Source organism: Pseudodesulfovibrio sp. zrk46 (assembly GCF_012516435.1).
Classification (GTDB): domain Bacteria; phylum Desulfobacterota; class Desulfovibrionia; order Desulfovibrionales; family Desulfovibrionaceae; genus Pseudodesulfovibrio.
The window spans coordinates 2,629,241-2,647,577 of record NZ_CP051216.1; the positions used below are offsets into that span (position 1 = coordinate 2,629,241).

The following is an 18,337-nucleotide window of genomic DNA, read 5'->3' on the forward strand; positions in this document are numbered from 1 at the left end:
CTTTGTTAGTATGACAGTCGTTGTTTACCAGGCCTCTTCCAGCAGAAGTTTCACGTCGCCGTGTGACGGTTGCCTGGGGTTGCCCCCGGTGCAGATGTCTTCGAGGACGTTGCTTGCCATGGTGTCCATCTGTTCGCGGAATACGGACTCGTCGATCTTCAGGTCGCGGATGCGATTGGGGATGCCCATGGAGTCGTTCATGTCGCGAATGGCCTGAATCAGGCTCTCCGTGCCTTCTTCCACCTTGGTGGCTGCGAGGCCGAGGGCCTGTGCGATTTCCTGATAGCGGATTCCTGCGTCGAAGATGTTGAAGCGGATGGCGTGGGAAAGCATGGAGGCATTGGCCAGACCGTGGGGTACGTGGAAGATGCCGCCGAGGCTGTGGGCCACGCCGTGGGTGATACCCAGACCGCTGTTGTTGAACGCCATGCCAGCCATGCAGGAGGCGAGCAGCATCTGCGTACGCGCTTCCATGTCGTCGCCGTTGGCGTACGCGCGGGGCAGGAATTCAAAGACGCACTTGATGGCGTGCAGGGCGTAGATGGAAGTGAATGCGTTGGCCTGTCTGGAGGTGTATGCCTCGATGGCGTGGGTAAGCACGTCCATACCCGTTGCCGCGGTGACGTGGGGCGGCAGGGAGCGGGTGAAGCGGGCGTCCAGAATGGCCATGTCCGGGATCAGGTCGTCATCATTGAGGGGAATCTTGACCTCGTTGACCTTGTCGGTGACCACGGAGATGGCGGTCACTTCGGAGCCAGTGCCACTGGTTGTCGGAATGGCTACCAGCATAGGCTTGACCGGGTTCTCACTTGCCTTGTGACCGAAGTGACCGATGGCCTTGGCCGCATCTATGGGGGAACCGCCGCCCAGTGCAATGATCAGGTCTGCATGATCCTGCATGAACAGCTTCGCGCCCTTCATAACGGTCTCCAGAGACGGGTCAGGCTCAACGGCATCGAACGTCCTGTGAGGGATGCCCGCACGGTCAAGGTGGCTCTTTACGCGATCAGCGAAGCCTATTTTAACCATGAACGGATCAGTTACGATGAAAGCCTGCTTTGCCGGGAGGTCTTCAATGTTTGCCAATGCATCTTCGCCGTAGCAGATTTTGGTTTTCCCGTAGAAATGTGTCACCAGAGTCTCCGATATATCTTGAAATTCAGTTCGTTTAGTTGGTTGTAATTCAGTGCATGTCAGGTCTCAGCCGAACCGTGTGTCCGGCTGAGACCCGTTATTCATGCTATTTGGGAAGGATTGCTTCCACTTCGTCGTGGGGGCGGGGGATGACGTGGACGCTCAGCAGTTCGCCGACAGCGTCAGCAGCAGCTGCGCCAGCGTCGGTTGCTGCCTTGACGGCACCTACGTCGCCGCGGACCATGACGGTCACCAGACCGCCGCCTACCTGCTCACGACCCACCAGCTGAACGTTGGCGGATTTGACCATGGCATCTGCGGCCTCGACCGCGCCAACCAGTCCCTTGGTCTCGATCATACCCAGTGCATTCATCATGATATTCTCCTTTTGTGGTTAACGACTAAATGTTGTCCCGAATAGTCTTCACGGCCTGACAGGTCAGGGCCTTCAGAGTCTCCGGATCGTTGATTCCGAATTCGTTCTTGATCATTGCGCCCACGGCAATGAGAAGCTCTTCGCCACCGGCAACGGCCGGTGCTTCGCAGCAGCATGCTTCGTCATGTTCCGGCTTTTCGCCGCAGACGATGGCAATGCCCTTGTTGCTCAGCGCGTCCTTGGCCCCGGGGGTCAGGATCATGCTGTTATTGGCATAAAATGTTTTGCCGTCCTGGCTGAGGTGGGCGGCGATGTCGCCCGCTTCCACGAGTTGCTTTTTCATTGGTTACCTCACACCCCGTATAAGGTTTTTTACGATGGAGGCGTCCGGTCTGGGGATGACCACCGCCTCAATAAGATCTTTGCCCAAAGCGTGCTCCGCGGTGTCTGCCGCTTCTCGAACGGAGGCCACGTCGCCGCTTATGACGAAATATGATTTGCCGTTGATGCCCTGACCGGTCACCAGCTTGGCAAGAGTGATGTCCGAGCGCTTTACGGTCGCGTCGGCAGCCGCAATGCCTGCGGACACGCAGCGACATTCGATGATTCCGATAGCGCCGGGTTGTGGCTCGATGTTTTCCCTTTTGAGGGCGGCCATGAGCTGACGGGAAATGTTGGAGATGACGAAGCTGCCCTTGAGGGAACGACCGGACTCTTCGGCCTGTTGCACCGAAGCGGCAACGGCTGCGCGGTCGCCGGAGACGTAGATCATGTAGCGTCCGGAGCAGATGGTGCCTGCTTTGACCAGTTCCACATCAGCGGTCTTCATCATGGCATCCGCCAGCTCGATTCCGGCGGCAATACCTCTGCACTCGACAACACCAAGGGTATCCATGGGATTCTCCGTGTGTCCTAGCCTTCGTCAGAGCCGTCGATGATGCCGACGATGGCGGCGTCAACCGGGGCTTCCTGATTCTGCAGGGCCTTGCGGGCGGAACTGCCCAGAGAGACGAGGACACGCTCGCCGATGCCTGCGCTCACGCAGTCCACGGCCACGATGCTTTCGCGGCGACCTTCGCTGACCGGATCGATCTTCTCGACGATCATGAGCTTCAGGCCGCACAGGGAATCTTCTTTGCGCGTGGCCCAGACATTGCCGATGACTTTACCGATAATCATACGCCACCATCCTTACGATTCTTTTTGGATATTGAGATCAATGGCCTTGGCCGCCTCAACGGCAGCCGGTGTGACCAGCGCATTGCCGGGGACCATGAGTACGGAAGAACCAGCCATCTTGTTGATGACTGCTTCGGTGACAAGGGTTTCCCGGAACATGACCGTGTGCGGCTTTTCTGCCTTGAAGGCTGTCAGCCCGTAGGCCGCCAGCTTCTCTGCATGGGACTGGTAAGTATTGAACAGTGCTCCCGGCATGGTGTCAGCGTATGCCTCGTACTCGAACTCGAGCACTTCGACCTTGGTGCCTTGAAGCAGCAGCTTCAGGATGCACGACGTGGCAGCATCGCAAGCGCCGCCAGTGGCGAGGGATGCCATGGAGGCGCAGGGGAGCAGGGGAAGAATGTGTCGGCAAGGAGTCTGTCCCTGCATGTCTTCGTTGAGGAAGTAAAAATTGTATTCGTCACCAAGACAGCCGCGAACCTTTTCGGCCAGCAAGCAGTCCCGTTCGGCGAGGATCAGAGCGCACGGCTTGGATTCGGCGCCCTTGAGTTGGCGCACAACCTCGCGGGCGATGGCCTGGACCAGTTCGTTCATGTCGTTCGTCTTCATGGGAGCGACCTTCTTATGCGCAGTTCATGGCGATCCCCAGCGGGGTGACCAGGAAGGGGTTGGCAGGCTTGAGAACAGGGACACCCAGTTCCTTTTCCATGACTTGCTCCATGTCCTTGAGGCAGCAGGTGCCGCCGACAAGATAGATGCCGGAGACGTCACGTCCCTCAATGTGCTTTTTGACGATGGAGGCCATCTTCTGGACCACGGGGCGGACAATGGTGAGGATTTCGGCTTGGCGTTCCGGATCCTTTTTCAGATCTTCCGCTTCCCTGAAAGTCAGGTCGTAGTGACCAGAAATGACGAGAGAAATATGTGTGCCGCCAGTGGCTTCATCAGCCACGTAGGTGACCTCGCCGTTTTCCAGTACGGAGAGGCCGGTGGTGCCGCCGCCGATGTCGACGATGACGCCGTTCTGGAGGCCCAACACGGCATTGGCCGCGGTGGGCTCATCCAGCGTTCCGGTTACCTCAAGGCCTGCACCTTCCACCACGTAGCGGTGGGTCTTGCAGTCCTTGTCGCCGGTGCCCGGAGGAACGGCAATGGCGGCGTGAGTCAGTTCCCGACCGAGGCGTTTGCTCAGCTTTTCAACCAACTCACGAACGATGCGTGTTGCACCGATATAATCCACCACGAGGCCGTCCTTGATGACTTGGGCGAACTCCATGGCGCATGCGACCGGTTCCCTGGCATCATTCAAGACCACCACCACGATGTAAGCGGTGCCGAGGTCAACACCAACGTGGAGCTTTTCGTCGTGGCTGACCTTGACGGTATGCTCAAGGCAACGTTCCAGATCACTGATCTTCTGGTCGACAGATGCGAAGTCCATGGAGCTCTCCTTTTACTGTTTGGCGACGATGCGGCCGGTGACTTTCTTGTTCCAGCCGGAACCGTTGCCTTCGTCCGGGTCAATGTGCATGGCCAGTTTGAACTGGGGATTTACGCGGACCAGCACATCTTCGAGGGTGACCGGACGCTCGGAGTCGAGATGCACGCACACCTTGTCGTTGTCGGAAACGCAGAAACGGCGGGCATCTTCAGGGGACATGTGGATGTGGCGTGAGGCTACGATCACACCTTCTTCGAGGCCCACAAGTCCGGTCTGGGAGGCAAGGATGATGCCCGGCGTGTCCTTGATGTCGCCGGACTGACGAACAGGGGCGTTGACGCCAAGGATGCGTGCGTCGGTTTTGGAGACTTCTATCTGGGAGCTGCCGCGGGAGGGACCGAGCACGGCCACGTTGTCCATGACGCCCTTGGGACCGATGAGGCGGACGCGCTCCTCTGCCAGGAATTGACCGGGCTGGGACAGATCGCGTGCCGGAGTCAGGGGATGGCCGAACAGCTCAATGGCATCGGCTTCGCTCAGGTGGACGTGACGTGCGGACAGTTCCACGGGAATGGTGTCGTCAGACACGACGCATTCCGGAGCAGCTACAGGGGCATTGTCTTTCAGTTCGTTCAGAACGGACTGGATGACTCCACCCAAAATTTCGTTGATGACTTTTTCGTTCATGCTCGTTTCACTTCAATTTGTATCCGGCTCATTGTCCGAGCATCGGCGTTGCGATGCGTGTCATTCAAACTTGTTGGCAGTGGAGGGGGAGCGTGGCGCTCCCGCCTCCACTTTGCCTACAGCGCGGAAGTGATTCCGCGCCGTCATATTATTCAGCGGTGGGCAGGATAGCTTCCACTTCGCCGTGCGGACGGGGGATGACGTGGATGCTGACCAGTTCGCCAACGTTCTTGGCAGCAGCAGCGCCTGCATCGACAGCAGCCTTGACAGCGCCGACATCACCACGGACCATGACGGTCACGAGGCCGCCACCGACCTTGGACTTACCCACGAGGGTAACGTTTGCAGCTTTAACCATAGCGTCAGCAGCTTCGACAGCGCCGACGAGGCCTTTGGTCTCGATCATTCCGAGAGCGTTGTTGGACATCAGATTTCTCCTTTAAATGTTTGTTATTAAGCTCGTTGAGCCAGCCATTATCCCGGGTGAGATTAAGCCATCTGTTTCAGTTGATCGACGATCATGGCAGTGATTGCCTGAACATCGAGATTCAAGGATTCGTTCTTCTCACAAGCGGAAGCGCACTGAGTGTTGCCCAGATCGTAAGCGATGCGGCGTACGTTCATGAGGTTCAGCGGAGTGACGTTGTCAGAGGTGGAGCTGCCGCCCACGGTTCCGCAGCCCAGAGTGAAGGACGGGAACAGGGAGGTGGAGAGGCCTACTGCGCCGTGGGTGGACGGAGTGTTCACCAGCATGCGGGAGACGGGCTTCTTCATGCCGAACTCGCAGATGACTTCTTCGTTGTGAGAGTGGATAGCCAGGGAGTGACCCACGCCGCCGTTTTCCAGCAGGGCGAAGCAGGTTTCGCAGGCTTCCTTCCAGTCTTCGACGACGTAGAAGCCGAGGAGCTGGGTCAGCTTCTCTTTGGAGAAGGGATATTTGGGGCCGATGCCTTCTTCATCGGAAACCAGCAGGCGAGTGCCCTGCGGGATCTCGATGCCAGCCAGCTTGGCGATGTACTGGGCGTCGCGGCCGACGATATCCGGGTTCATGGAACCGTTGCCGCGCTCCATGACAGCCTTGACCTTGTGCAGGTCGTGGCCTTCGAGGAAGTAACCGCCGTGGGCGATGAGGGTAGCCTTGACCTTGTCCGCGATGACGCGGTCAACAACGATGGACTGCTCGGATGCGCAGACGGTGCCGTTGTCAAAGGTCTTGGATGCCATGATCTTGGAGATGGCGTCCTCGATGTCGGCGCTGCGTTCGATGTAGGCGGGCACGTTACCTGCGCCCACACCCAGAGCCGGGGTGCCGGAGCTGTAAGCAGCCTTGACCATGCCGGGGCCGCCGGTAGCCAGGATCAGGTCGGCAGCCTTCATGAGCTCGCCGCTGCCCTGCAGGGTGGGAACGCTCATGACGGCAACCATGTCTTCGCACACGCCGCACTTGGCCAGTACGCCACGGATCATTTCAACGGTCTTGCCGATGCACTTCTTGGCGCTGGGGTGCGGGGTGAAGACAATGGCATTTCCGGATTTCAGGGAAATGATGGTCTTGTAGATGGTCGTGGAGGTCGGGTTGGTGGAGGGGATGATACCCGCGATGACGCCCATGGGGACGGCCACTTCCACAACCTTTCTGTCCTTGTCGTCGCAGAGCACACCGATGGTCTTCATGTCCTTGGTGGCTGCGATGAGCTTCTCACTGGCCAGAATGTTCTTGGTTTTCTTGTCCTGCACCTTACCGAAGCCGGTCTCCTCAACCGCGAGAGCGGCGAGGGATTCAGCCTGAGCCACGGCCTCTTTGGCAATGGCTTCGACAATGGCGTTGACGCGTTCCTGATCGTACTCGGCAAAAGCAGCCTGAGCTACTTTTGCTGCGCGTACCAGGGAGCGGGCCTCTTGCATGGACAGCAGATCTTTATCGACCATTATGCTACTCCTCTATGTTCTTGTAAGCATTAGCTATTGATTCAATAAGGCTCTTCTTGTTCGCCTTCTTGATTTCTTCATGAGTCATGGACAGTCCGGTCAGCGAGCGGGCGATCTGACGCAGGGAGGCGACCTTCATCTTCTTCATCTGGGAGATGGAGTGACGCGCAACAGATGCGGCAGGCTCTTCGGCTGCATCTTCTTCAGCCGGAGTTTCCTCGGTCTTGGCCTCTTCTACCGGTGCTTCAGCCTGAGCTTCCATGATCGGGGTGACTTCTGCCGGTTCTTCGACAGGAGCGGTTTCCATCGGTTCTTCCACCTTGGGTGCTGCTTTCACAGGCTCGGTGGCGATGATGGAGGAAATTCCTTCGTCAGGACGGGCGATGACGTGCTTGGAGACCAGCGTGGCACCTTCGATGCGCTTGACCGTAGCTTCCGCAGCGTCCACCGCGGCCTGCACGGCAGACACTTCGCCGGTGACGGTGATGGTCACGAGGCCGCTGCCGACCTGTGTCCTCTCCAGCATGCGGACATCCGCAGCCTTGAGCATGGCGTCCGCCGCTTCGATGGCGGCTACCAGCCCTTGTGTTTCGATGAATCCTATTGCAGCCATGGTTTCATTCCCTGTGAGTTAAAGGTGCTCCGACAGTGCCACGGTTAGTGACGGACCACGGAAACCGGAAAATCGTATTTCTTGATGCTGTTTTCGATGCGCTCAAGATCGGCATCGCTCAGCTTGGGGTCGCCCTCGATGGGGTATTCCCAGCCCAACTGGTTGTATTTGTTTACGCCCATCTTGTGGTAGGGAAGCAGATCCACTCCCTTGAAATTGTTGAGATCCTGATAGGGCTTGAGGAATTCGACCAGCTGGAGAATCTCTTTCTCGCCATCATTGACGCCCTTGAGGAGCGGCATGCGGATTTTCACGTTGTAGCGATTGTCCAGCAGCCACTTGAGGTTCTCGAGGATCATCTCGTTGCGAACACCGGTCAGCTCGTGATGCTTGTCGGAATCCATGTGCTTGACGTCGTAGAGGAAGAGGTCGACGTAGTCGGCTACCTTCTCAATGACTTCGGGACGGGCGTAGCCGCAGGTCTCGATGGCGGTATTGATGCCACGCTGCTTGCAGACCTGAAGCAGGCTGGAAGCAGCCTGAGGCTGGGAGAGGACTTCGCCTCCGCCCAGAGTGGCGCCGCCGCCGGAGGTCTCGTAGAAGGGACGGTCCTCTTCGATGATGTCTGCGATTTCGGCGATGGTCTTGGATTCGCCCACGATGGCCAGTGCGGACTCCGGGCAGGCGTGCTCACATTTGCGGCAGCCAACACAGTCGATGTCGCGATCGACGATGTGCTTGCCTCCTGCGTCCATCCGGTGGATTCCCACCGGACAGACCGGGACGCATGCGCCGCAGTGGGCACACTGGTCCTTTTTCAGGAGAATCTGAAAGCCTTTATACTGACCTTCGGGATTCGAGCACCAGTCACAACGTAGGGGGCAGCCTTGAAAGAACACCAACGTCCGCACACCCGGTCCGTCATACATATTGTATTTCTGGATATTGAATATCTGGGCTTTTCTTTCGATCACGATGTTCTCTCTGTTGTTTGGGTTACTCGAATCCCGGGGTAAGTAGGCTGATGGCTGTTGGTTAGATCTCGTGCAGCATGGTGCGGCTGATGATCTCGTCCTGAACGTCCTTGCAGAGTTCGACGAAGAAGGCGCTGTAGCCAGCCACGCGGACGACGAGATCACGGTACTTCTCAGGGTGCTTCTGAGCATCCAGGAGGGTGTCGTTGTCCAGGTAGTTGAACTGCATTTCGCCGTTGCCGAGCATGCAGGCGGTGCGGATCAGGGTGATGATGCCGTTTTCACCTTCCGGGGTATCCAGCAGGCCGGACATCAGCTTGAAGTTGTGAACCATGCCGATGTTCATGTCTTCGTTGGGCATCTTGGAGACGGACTTGATGATGGCGGTGGGGCCCTTGAAGTCCGCGCCCTGAGTCGGGCTGATACCGTCGGAGAGAGGCATCCATGCGTCGCGGCCGTTGGCGGAGGCGCCCAGCAGCTGACCGAACGGGGTGTTGTTCGAGATGGACAGGGTGCCGTGGCTCAGCACGGAGTACAGGGTCTTGTACTTGCGGTGCTCTTCTTCGGTGAAGTGAACCAGATCAGCGGCAATGGAGTCTGCGTAGTCGTCATCGTTACCGTACTTGGGTGCGGCGAGGCAGTCCTTCTGGACCTGCTCGTAGCCCTTGAATTCGGCGATGAGTGCAGCGTTGAGTTCCTGCAGGGTGTATTTCTTGTCGTCGAAGACCAGCTTTTTGATGGCGGCCATGGAGTCGGCGTAGGTGGCCAGACCACTCCAGATGACGCCGGGACCGAAGTTGTACATGGCACCACCGGCGGAAACGTCGCGGCCGGTCTCCATGCAGCCCTCGTACATCATGGACATGAGCGGCTTGGGAGCATGCTCGCGGTGGACACGCTGGGAGATGACGGTAGCGATGCTGGTCTTCTCGGTGATCCACTTGATCTGGTCCTTAACGGCAGCTTCGAACTTCTCGTAAGTGTCGTACTGGCTCAGATCGCCTGCGTCCGGGGTCACCTGCTTGCCGTACCAGAGAGGTACGCCGTGGTTGAGGACGAGCTCGATGCAGATAGGCCACTGGGTGTAACCGGTGGAGGTCCACTGGTAGAGGCGGCCGGCCTTCTGCGGCTCAACGCAACCCATGAGGCAGTAGTCGCGGGCATCTTCCATGCTTACGCCCTTGGCGAGCATCATGGGGATGTGGGATTCGTCGAAGTGAACGGCGGGGAAGCCCATGCCGGAGCGGATGACGTCGACGATCTTCTTCAGGTACTTCTGCGGGGAGTTCTTGTGCACGCGAGTTGCCAGAGAAGGCTGGTAAATCTTCACGTGACGGACAGCGTCCATAAGCAGGTAGGTCAGGTCATTGGTAGCGTCCTGGCCCTTGCGGGTGACACCACCGACGCACATGTTTACGAAGGGCTGGTAACCGGCGAAGAACTTGGAGCCTTCTTCGGAGGTCAGCCACATCATCTCGGACATCTTGATCAGCATACAACCGGCCAGGTCGAATGCCTCGTACTCGGTCATGCGACCCGCTTCAAGGTCAGCCTTGAAGAACTCGTACATGTACTGGTCGACACGGCCGATGGACATGCCGGTCTGGTTTTCTTCCATGGGCAGCAGGGACTCGATGGTCCAGACAGCCTGGATGGCTTCCCAGAAGGTGGAGGGCTTGTGGGCCGGGACGCGAGCGTTGACTTCGGAAATCTTCAGCAGCTCGGCCTTGCGTGCGGGATCGGTCTCCTTGGTAGCCAGTTCGGCAGCGTAGGCGGAGATTCGCTTGGCGTAGATCATGACGCCTTCCGCGGTCTCGATCAGGGACTTGTAGAAGTAGATCTTCTCCAGATCCTCAGGGTTGGCGTAGTCCAGCTCCTCGAGGTGGGCTTTTGCTTCGGCCTGAATGTCGAGCATGCCCTTCTTCATCAGGATGACGTCGTAACCCGGGTTGGAGTCGCCACCGCCGTTCACTGCGTGGTAGGAGCAGTCGGAAACGTAAGATTCACCGGACATCTGCCACAGGCCTGCTTCGCGGTACTGGCCTTCGCAGTACTCATCAACGGACTTGTGTTCCCAGTAGGGGAAGATCTCTTCGCGGAGTTCCTTCTTGTCTGCTTCGGAGACATAAAAGGGGTCCTGAGGACGGGTTGCGATGGTGTCCAGCTCGGCCTTCATCCAGCGCCATTCGATGTCCGGAGAGAAGGCTCCGGCGCGAGGAGCGCCGTTAGGAGCGCCAACGATGAGTTCGTTGTCCTGAATGACGATCGGTGCGGTTTCGCAGCAGCGCTTGAAGGACTTCGAGCGCATCAGGATCGGGGGCAGGCCCGGGTTTTCCTTGGCGACCTGGGTGATGGTGCGTGCGCGGTGGATGCTCACGCTCGGGACGACCTTGAGGAAGGCCTCCTTCAGCTTCAGGTGACGCTCGGTCGGACCGTCGGGGATGCCGGCACCTTTGGTGCAAACGGGCTTGGCTGCTTCGGGCTGAGCGCTGAACACTTCAGCGGAAACACCCTCAAAGATCTTTCTGAGAGAGGAGCGGTCCTCGGGGCTCAGATTCTTGGTAGCTTCGGCAAGTTTATCGGAAAATGCTTGAAGATCCACAGTATGTTCCTCCATGTAGAGATTCGCCGTCTATCGATCCGAGGGATCGTTAATGACGTTGATCGCTTCCTTCAAAATATGTTGCAGGGCATGCAACGCCTTGGAATCGTTTGTTTGTGTGTTTGTCTTGTCCGGGTGGCCGCTGTGCTCGACGGTTGTCTTTGCGCACTGGGCGTCTTCCACCGTTCTGACGCCGTAGCCCACTTTCCTCACGTAGATGAGGTTCTTGGGGGAGACGTTGTCGGAAGTGATGCCGCGTCCGGCCGAGCCGCTGCCCAGCGTCATGGACGGGAAAAGGTTGGTGGTGGCGCCCATGCCGCCGAAAGAGGCGGGTGTGTTTACCAGCAGCCTGCCCACAGGCTTCTTCAGCGCGAACTGACGAATGACCTCTTTGTCTCCGGAGTGAATGGACAGGGTGTGAGAGTTCCTTTCGTGCAGGAGCAGCTCGATGCACTTTTCGCATGCGTGCATCCAGTCGTCTTCTTCGTAGAAAGCGAGCACCGGAGAAAGGAGTTCGCGGGAATAGGGATCGGTTTCGGAGACGTATTTGCGACGGGCAATGAGAACCTTCACGTCTTCGGGGACGTGGAAGCCTGCGCGTCGTGCCAGAGTGGCCGCCGGAACGCCTACCGTTCCCTTCTTGCGCTGCCCGGCGGGGCAGAAGAAGAGGTCGGCGAGCTTCAGCGATTCCTCTTCGGACATGAAGTAGGCTCCGTGTCCTTCGAGGATATGGGCGACATCGTCAGCGATGCAGGATTCCACGACGATGGACTGTTCGGCCGAAGGGGCCATGCCATTGTCGAAGGTCTTGCTGGTGATGATGTCTTTGACGGCCTGATTCAGATCGGCAGTGCGTTCGATGAACGCAGGGCCATTGCCGGTTCCCCCGTAGATGATGGCCTTGCCCGAACATTGGGCGAGTCGCAGCATGCCGGGGACACCGGAAACCATGATCAGGGAAACCGAAGGATGGTTCATGAGCTCCTGGGAGCCAGCCTTGGTGACTGTATCCAGGTAGGCAAGGCAGCCTTCGGGAAGCCCTGCGGCGTGGGCCGCTTCGATCATGATGTCCAGCACATGGCTGATGCTCTTCATGACCCGGGGATGCGGAGTGAAGACAATGGCGTTTCCGGACTTGATGGCTATCAGAGTCTTGTAAATGGTGGTGGAAACCGGACTGGTGACGGGAGAAGCCGCAACAATGACACCGACGGGAACGCCGATATCCATAAGTTCATTCTCCTTGTCCTCGCCAATGACGCCGACGCACTGCATGCCGCGAAGATGTTCGCAAACGTGCTTGCATACGAAGGTGTTCTTGGCAAACTTGTCCTGCCAAATGCCACTATCCGTTTCCTCTTGGGACATGAGCGCAAGGGACTGGGCGTGTTGTTCGACTGCCTGGGCTACGTGCTCCACGATTGCATCCAGCTTCTCTTGCGGGAAGGCGGCCAGTTTTTTCTGTGCCTCAAAAGCGTTCTCCGCCAGAATTCTGGCTTGCTGAATGGAGAGCAGGTCGTTGTCGATAATCATGGTCAATCCCTTTTGCTGTTTCCGGACGTGTCGTTATCTGCTGCCGGGTTAGGGGAGCAGGTTTTCAATAGCGTAGAGCTTGGTGATTTTTTCAAGATCAGGGTGCGGGGTGGGGATGACCAGAGAAGCGTAGACTTCTGCGTCCATGGCTTCCACGGCCTTAACGCCGGATTCGACAGCGGCCTTGCAGGCAGCGACGTCGCCCTGAACCAGTACGGAGATGTAACCGGAAGCAACGTTCTCGTAGCCGATCAGTTCAACGTCGGCGGTCTTCATCATTGCGTCGGCTGCTTCCATGGCGAAGACGATGCCGAAGGTTTCGATGAGACCCATTGCGCGGGGACGTTCGCCGTTTTCGTTGGCAGGACCTTCTTCAACGCCGTGGACGTTGACGATGTCACCGACGCCGCGGATGGGGCGAGGCATGACGTTCTTTGCGGTCAGCTTGCCGGTTTCGGCAGCAGCGGTGGAACCGGCGGCAACGGATGCCTGAACGGCAGCCACATCACCCTTGACCATGACACAGACCAGGGTGGAACCGATGTTCTCGTAGGATACGAGTTCGACATCAGCGGTTTTCAGCATGGCATCGGCACCGCCAATGGCCGGGACCATTCCAATTGTTTCGATGAGACCCAGAGCCTCTTCGCCGTTATACCTCATGTGATCTCCCATTGAGCTGGCGTTTCGTACAAAGCGTTACTGCAATTTGGTGGCGAAGAGTTAAGAACGATTCTTAGTCCTCAGCCTGATTTTCACCTTAGCCCTTCCTCCAAAGGGGAAGGTCAACACCCTTTTGTGAAAAAAGTGACTTCTTAGGTCTATTGCACTGTTTTTATGAGGTCTTTTTATTGAATTGACGTGAAAATTACATTTTTGGAGAAAATTAGTGTCGACATAGGGGGCAACCTCTGCCAAAAGGGGGCTGTCGTATGCGTGTGAAAGCCGGAAACCTACAGCCAGTGCGGGTTTCATTGGGGTTGCCATGGAGAAATGACAATTCAGTTACGGCTTGGGAAAAATGTAACAAGTTTGTAAGAATCTTCCCCATGCGGTAACCCTTGGATATCAAGGGATAAAGAGGAGTGGAGATCCCCGCCATTCCTTGTCGCTGAAGGCCTGGAAACCGCCTGATTTGAGATAGTCTGTTGACCTTCCCCTTACGGGAAGGCCTACAAATTATAAGAGGTGAGCTTCTTTGTATGGCGAAGCTCTTGGGGTTGTCGTGACGGGTGAAATATCGCGGCAATTCCTGCCAGGAGGTTATGGCCTTTAGTTATTATCATTCCTACGGGAGGAGAAATATGGGGAACGTCTCCATCGCAATTGACCCGGCGGCATTTTCCGCCAAACAGAAGCTCGCTGCGAGCTTCAAAACAAGAGGTATTATTACAGCTCTGCTGTCCGGCCTCTTGTATGGTTTTTACACTGCATTCATGACCATGGGCATGTCCGAAGGTATCTGGGTCGTCTGGTACGGCGCAGAATCCGGCCTGTCCGCTTTTGCTGTCACCTATCTTTTGGCGGCGCTGGGTGCAGCAACCACTGATACCTGTAGTGCTCTGTGGGCCGTTGGTATCGCTGGCTTCCGCGGCCGTTTTGCCGATTTCCTTCGTACCATCAAGACCAAACCCGGAATGGTAATGGTCACTGCCGCCATTATTGGCGGACCTGTGGCATCCACTTCCTATGTAGTTGGTCTGCAGTTGGCCGGTTCCATCGTTGTGCCCATCGCCGCGCTCTGCCCGGCTATCGGTGCAATTCTCGGCCGTGTCTGGTTCAAGCAGGAACTCAACGCCCGCATGCTCATGGGTATCGCCATCTGCTTCGGTGCTTCCGTCATGATCGGCTGGGATGCTCTGAGCCTCGAAGGCGGCAACAACATGATGGTTGGCCTGTTCTTCGGTTTCCTCGCTGCTTTAGCATGGGGTATTGAAGGCTGCGTCTGCGGCTACGGTACTTCCATGATTGACCCTGAGATCGGCATCACCATTCGTCAGGTCACTTCCGGTCTTTCCAACCTGATCATTCTTGTGCCCCTGTTCGGCATGATCTCCGGTGTCGACACCGTTGGCATGGTTGCTCAGTCCTTCACCGACGCTTCCGCAATGCCCTGGTTCCTGGCAGCCGGCCTGTCCGCCTACCTGACCTTCATGTACTGGTACAAGGGTAACGCCATGTGCGGTGCGGCTCTCGGCATGGCCTGCAACGGCACCTTCTCCTTCTGGGGACCGTTCTGCTGCTGGATCGTTCTGGGTGTAGCAATGGGTATCGACGGCTGGAACATGGCTCCCATTGCTTGGGCTGCCGCTGTTGTCATGGTCATCGGTATCTTCTTCATTTCCATGAATCCCATGGATCTGTTCAAAAAGCAGGAGGCATAAATGATTCCTCTTAACTACGCTATCCTGAAGATGTTCACCAAGGTTGAGGAAGCTTGCGCGGATTGCGTCATGGACGAACTGCGCGGCACCTACGGCTCCTTCAAGGCTTTCAAGAAGCCTGCGATCATCGAATCTCTGATGACAGCAGAAGCCAACGGCTTGCTTGAAGAAACCCGTTTCGATCTTGATGAAAACAACGAGTTGCGGGTGTACTTCCGTGCCCACGAAGAGGGCGCAGCCACCATCAACAAGTACATCAAGGGGTAGATTGACCCAATTCTATCTACCGTATAAGGGGGAGGCGTTCGCGAAGAATGCCTTCCCCTTTTCTCGCAGCTAAGGAAGTGGAACGCGTATCAGAAGCGAATAACTGATTTTGAAAAGCATCGGTGTTGAACCGGGGCGGTTAGGGCGGCAACTGGCTGTGTCGCTCCCCGGCAAAAACATTACTTTGGTTATGGTCCAAGTGAGAGAGGGCGCCGACGAAAGACGATGCAAGGGGGAAAGGCATGAAACCCAAGGGACAAATCTTTATCGGAGATATGAGCAAGATCTGCAACATCTCCAAAAAAGCCCTGCGCTATTACGACGAAATAGGCCTCATTCCATCTCAACGCCACGACTACAACAACTACCGTTACTACACTTACGAATCACAGCTCTGCGTACCTGTCATCAAGTACTATAAACAGATGGGCTTCACTCTTGATGAGATGAAGGAGTACATTGAGGGCAATACGACCAATGTGTACCGCTCGCTCCAGCGGAGCTTTCAGGCCAAGGCCGAAGAGCTGGAAGAGCAGCAGGAAGCAATCCGCAGGAAGCAGGTTGCCATCATGGATTGGTCTCATCTCATTCAGGAAGCCGAGAACGTCATCGATCATGACGTGACCGAACCTTCGGTGAAGTATGTGGAAGCAAGTCAGCTTCTCTTCATGGATCAGACCTTTGAAGATGATATGCGTGGCTCCATCATCAATATCGAGTTCACCAACTACGTGGAGTCTCTCGGTAATGAAATCACCGGTCCTGTCCTGATCAACTTCTCGTCCATCAGCGACCGAGTCGAAGGATTGGACCAGCCCGTCAAGATCCTTCAGAAAACCCTCATTCCCACGAAACCCGAACACACCTACACGATGGGCGGGAAAACCATGCTCTCCTGCTACCATATAGGTAATCATGAGGATCTTGGCGAAACGTATGAGAAAATGCGTCGCTGGGCCCGTCAGCACCAGTACAATGTGAGCGAAGAGTCTTTCGAGCGCTACGTCACCGATTACTGGACCACCAACAACAGCGCCAAGCATGTGACCGAGATCCTGATAGAGGTCTCGCGGGCGAATGTGAATAACTAGATTTATCTATGATCAATAATAGGAAAAGGGCTTACGATGAATGTCGTAAGCCCTTTTTCGTTAAGATGGATCTGGCTTGGTCGCCCATTCCGATCAAAGAAAACACTCAGGGGCTTTGCGATCGACAAAGAGCGTATTGATTCTTCCTTGGGCATCTTTTACCGGGCCGGGCTTCATCTCTCTGGCATGTTGCGGGCACTTTTTGAGACAGGCGCAACAGGTGATACATTTATCCTTATCTATGACGGAGCTGTTCTGGGGATCGATGGCATCAACCGGGCACAGCTCCGCACATGCCCCGCATTGTTTGCAGTCGTCATTCACGGCGATGAAATCCACGTCCCATAATTCCGTAATACCGCCATACGGGTGTGTGCCGGGTACCTCGACTTCCTGAATTTCCTTGGCGGCATGGAGTTTTTTACGGATAGAGACTCCGAAAGCGGCGGCATGATCAAGGTCATCTCTGTCAGGTCGACCGATGGAAGGAGTTTCGGAGTTGGAGAAAGAGTGCTCTCCTATATACGCGGCGCCAGCAATGGGGAGGCCGCCGCGCTCCTTGATGATATCCTTGAGTTCAAGAAGAGCGTCCTCATAGGCCCGGTTGCCGTACACCACGACGCAGATTGCGGGAGTGTTGTCTGCCTTCAAGGCATTGAACCATTCTTCCAATAGAGCTGGGACTCGGCCCATGTATACGGGAACACCGATAATCAACAGCTCGTTCTCCGACGTCTTCAATTCCTGCCGTCTCGCTTCGGGTTTGGTAATATCGATGAATTCCACCTTGCTGGAATCAATGCCATTCGCGATGGCCTGAACCACCGCTTTGGTTGTTCCTGTTGGTGAAAAGTATACCAGTTTTATATCTCTCATTATCATACCTCCCTGAATGTATGCCTTCGATGAATGTGCGTCATTGAATGATTGTTACTTATGATACGACCCGTGTCGTATCTAAACTTGCCAACCTGTGTCAAGCGTGGCATAAGGCCTTTGTGCCAAAAACAAAGGTGGATACATTGAAGGCAAAGATTGGACGTCCCAGAAGTGAGAAGTCACAGGGAGCGATATTGGATGCCGTTGACGCTCTTCTCAAGGAGAAGGGCGGGGCAGGGCTGAGTATTGAGGCCATCGCAAGTCGGGCAAAGGTAGGGAAAAAGACCATCTATCGTTGGTGGCCCTCCATTGCGGACATCGTGCTGGAAGCAGGATTGCGGCGGGCTGCCAAGAGTATTCCAGTTCCTGCCGAGAAGTCCTTTGAAGAGACGTTTCGCATATTTCTCTCGCGATCCATGTTGTCCATCGCTGATGGTGGCGATGTCTATCTTCGTTATCTGATGGCATATGCGCAGCAGGACGAACTTTTTCGCGCGAGATTTCGCGAGCAGTTCGTAGAGAAACGTCGTGCGGTGTTGAGTTCCATTCTGTTACAGGCAACGGAGAGTGGGCAGATTAAATTCAAGCACGAAACGGGCTTGCTGGTGGATATCGTTTTCGGTGCCATGTGGTATCGCTTGCTCGTGGGGCATTCTCCACTGGATGAAGCTTTTGCGGATGAACTGACCGCGGTGGTCATGGGATACTGTGAGGAGAAGTGATGAAGCGGGAATCAATCAACTTCAAGGATAAGTTGTCCAAGTTCGATGACCACTGGGCTCCGCGAGTGATCGCCGAGATGAACGATTATCAGTTCAAGGTGGTAAAGATTCAGGGTGAATTTGTCTGGCATGATCATAAAGACACGGATGAGGTCTTTATCGTCATAAGCGGGAAGATGGAAATCGAGTTTCGCGACGGTAAAGTCGAGATCGGTCCGGGCGAAATGTATGTGGTTGAGAAGGGGGCAGAGCACAAGCCCTTTGCCAAAGATGAATGCGAAATACTCATCGTTGAGCCCCGGGGGGTTGTGAATACTGGAGAATCTGAAAGTGAATTGCAGGCGGAAAATGATAGGTGGGTGTAGAAACTTTTTGTAAAAATGTCTTTACTTCTTCTCTTGAATGATTCAATGGTGGGTAACTCAGCGTGACTGGACGCACGATTACTTCTTAGCCCCAATTGGGCACTCACGTTTCGCGTAAGGCAAAAAAGATTTACTCCCACGTACCAGAGCCTTCAAAGTTT

21 protein-coding genes and 1 pseudogene are annotated in these 18,337 nt (G+C 55.9%); 5 read left to right on the forward strand and 17 right to left on the reverse strand.

Annotated features, from left to right (window positions below; all coding sequences use genetic code 11):
* Positions 1-24: 24 nt before the first annotated feature.
* The 16 genes and pseudogenes from HFN16_RS11920 to HFN16_RS18920 form a co-directional block, all read right to left on the reverse strand.
* Positions 25-1,134, reverse strand: coding sequence for a 1-propanol dehydrogenase PduQ (locus HFN16_RS11920; protein ID WP_168890961.1), 1,110 nt, complete (start codon positions 1,132-1,134; stop codon positions 25-27).
* 106 nt (positions 1,135-1,240) lie between these two features.
* Positions 1,241-1,513 (reverse strand): BMC domain-containing protein, encoded by a 273-nt coding sequence (locus HFN16_RS11925; protein WP_282097912.1) that lies wholly within the window; start codon positions 1,511-1,513, stop codon positions 1,241-1,243.
* A gap of 22 nt (positions 1,514-1,535) precedes the next feature.
* Positions 1,536-1,853 carry a hypothetical protein gene (locus HFN16_RS11930; RefSeq protein WP_168890963.1) on the reverse strand — a complete coding sequence of 106 codons (318 nt, stop codon included), beginning with the start codon at positions 1,851-1,853 and terminating at the stop codon, positions 1,536-1,538.
* A gap of 3 nt (positions 1,854-1,856) precedes the next feature.
* A complete protein-coding gene (locus tag HFN16_RS11935; protein ID WP_168890964.1) occupies positions 1,857-2,405 on the reverse strand; it encodes a BMC domain-containing protein in 549 nt (182 codons plus the stop codon).
* Between the two features lie 17 nt (positions 2,406-2,422).
* Positions 2,423-2,689 (reverse strand): EutN/CcmL family microcompartment protein, encoded by a 267-nt coding sequence (locus HFN16_RS11940; protein ID WP_168890965.1) that lies wholly within the window; start codon positions 2,687-2,689, stop codon positions 2,423-2,425.
* 12 nt (positions 2,690-2,701) lie between these two features.
* The gene (locus HFN16_RS11945; RefSeq protein WP_168890966.1) at positions 2,702-3,298 is read right to left on the reverse strand and encodes a hypothetical protein; all 597 of its coding nucleotides are present in this window, start codon (positions 3,296-3,298) and stop codon (positions 2,702-2,704) included.
* Between the two features lie 13 nt (positions 3,299-3,311).
* Positions 3,312-4,130 (reverse strand): ethanolamine utilization protein EutJ, encoded by an 819-nt coding sequence (gene eutJ, locus HFN16_RS11950; protein ID WP_168890967.1) that lies wholly within the window; start codon positions 4,128-4,130, stop codon positions 3,312-3,314.
* 12 nt (positions 4,131-4,142) lie between these two features.
* On the reverse strand, positions 4,143-4,817 hold the full coding sequence (locus tag HFN16_RS11955; protein ID WP_168890968.1) for a phosphate propanoyltransferase: 675 nt from the start codon (positions 4,815-4,817) through the stop codon (positions 4,143-4,145).
* Between the two features lie 148 nt (positions 4,818-4,965).
* Positions 4,966-5,244 carry a BMC domain-containing protein gene (locus HFN16_RS11960; protein ID WP_168890969.1) on the reverse strand — a complete coding sequence of 93 codons (279 nt, stop codon included), beginning with the start codon at positions 5,242-5,244 and terminating at the stop codon, positions 4,966-4,968.
* A gap of 62 nt (positions 5,245-5,306) precedes the next feature.
* Complete coding sequence (locus HFN16_RS11965) at positions 5,307-6,746, reverse strand: acetaldehyde dehydrogenase (acetylating) (RefSeq protein WP_168890970.1); 1,440 nt, start codon at positions 6,744-6,746, stop codon at positions 5,307-5,309.
* 4 nt (positions 6,747-6,750) lie between these two features.
* Positions 6,751-7,359 (reverse strand): BMC domain-containing protein, encoded by a 609-nt coding sequence (locus tag HFN16_RS19000; protein ID WP_168890971.1) that lies wholly within the window; start codon positions 7,357-7,359, stop codon positions 6,751-6,753.
* 44 nt (positions 7,360-7,403) lie between these two features.
* Positions 7,404-8,333: a choline TMA-lyase-activating enzyme gene (gene cutD, locus HFN16_RS11975; RefSeq protein WP_168890972.1), complete on the reverse strand. Its 930-nt coding sequence runs from the start codon at positions 8,331-8,333 to the stop codon at positions 7,404-7,406.
* 61 nt (positions 8,334-8,394) lie between these two features.
* Positions 8,395-10,935 (reverse strand): choline trimethylamine-lyase, encoded by a 2,541-nt coding sequence (gene cutC, locus HFN16_RS11980; RefSeq protein WP_168890973.1) that lies wholly within the window; start codon positions 10,933-10,935, stop codon positions 8,395-8,397.
* A gap of 30 nt (positions 10,936-10,965) precedes the next feature.
* Complete coding sequence (locus HFN16_RS11985; protein ID WP_168890974.1) at positions 10,966-12,468, reverse strand: aldehyde dehydrogenase family protein; 1,503 nt, start codon at positions 12,466-12,468, stop codon at positions 10,966-10,968.
* A 48-nt stretch (positions 12,469-12,516) separates the two neighbouring features.
* Positions 12,517-12,801 (reverse strand): BMC domain-containing protein, encoded by a 285-nt coding sequence (locus HFN16_RS18915; protein ID WP_247648503.1) that lies wholly within the window; start codon positions 12,799-12,801, stop codon positions 12,517-12,519.
* A 126-nt stretch (positions 12,802-12,927) separates the two neighbouring features.
* Positions 12,928-13,131 (reverse strand): annotated as a pseudogene (locus tag HFN16_RS18920) (BMC domain-containing protein); the annotation flags it as partial.
* Positions 13,132-13,772: 641 nt separating this feature from the next.
* Here HFN16_RS18920 and HFN16_RS11995 point away from each other — a divergent pair.
* The 3 genes from HFN16_RS11995 to HFN16_RS12005 all read left to right on the forward strand — a co-directional run bounded on the left by HFN16_RS11995 (position 13,773) and on the right by HFN16_RS12005 (position 16,210).
* Positions 13,773-14,852, forward strand: a complete 1,080-nt coding sequence (locus HFN16_RS11995) for a hypothetical protein (protein WP_168890976.1) — start codon at positions 13,773-13,775, stop codon at positions 14,850-14,852.
* Positions 14,853-15,119: a hypothetical protein gene (locus tag HFN16_RS12000; RefSeq protein ID WP_168890977.1), complete on the forward strand. Its 267-nt coding sequence runs from the start codon at positions 14,853-14,855 to the stop codon at positions 15,117-15,119.
* A gap of 242 nt (positions 15,120-15,361) precedes the next feature.
* Positions 15,362-16,210 carry a GyrI-like domain-containing protein gene (locus HFN16_RS12005; RefSeq protein WP_168890978.1) on the forward strand — a complete coding sequence of 283 codons (849 nt, stop codon included), beginning with the start codon at positions 15,362-15,364 and terminating at the stop codon, positions 16,208-16,210.
* Between the two features lie 93 nt (positions 16,211-16,303).
* Here HFN16_RS12005 and HFN16_RS12010 read toward each other — a convergent pair whose 3' ends face one another.
* Positions 16,304-17,086, reverse strand: coding sequence for an EFR1 family ferrodoxin (locus HFN16_RS12010; RefSeq protein ID WP_247648326.1), 783 nt, complete (start codon positions 17,084-17,086; stop codon positions 16,304-16,306).
* Positions 17,087-17,232: 146 nt separating this feature from the next.
* On the opposite strand from HFN16_RS12010, the gene HFN16_RS12015 reads away from it, so the two are divergent.
* Entirely contained in the window at positions 17,233-17,811 is a 579-nt protein-coding gene (locus HFN16_RS12015; protein ID WP_247648327.1) for a TetR/AcrR family transcriptional regulator, read from the forward strand.
* On the forward strand, positions 17,811-18,176 hold the full coding sequence (locus tag HFN16_RS12020; protein ID WP_168890981.1) for a cupin domain-containing protein: 366 nt from the start codon (positions 17,811-17,813) through the stop codon (positions 18,174-18,176). The genes HFN16_RS12015 and HFN16_RS12020 overlap by 1 nt, the downstream gene beginning before the upstream one ends.
* Positions 18,177-18,337: the final 161 nt, after the last annotated feature.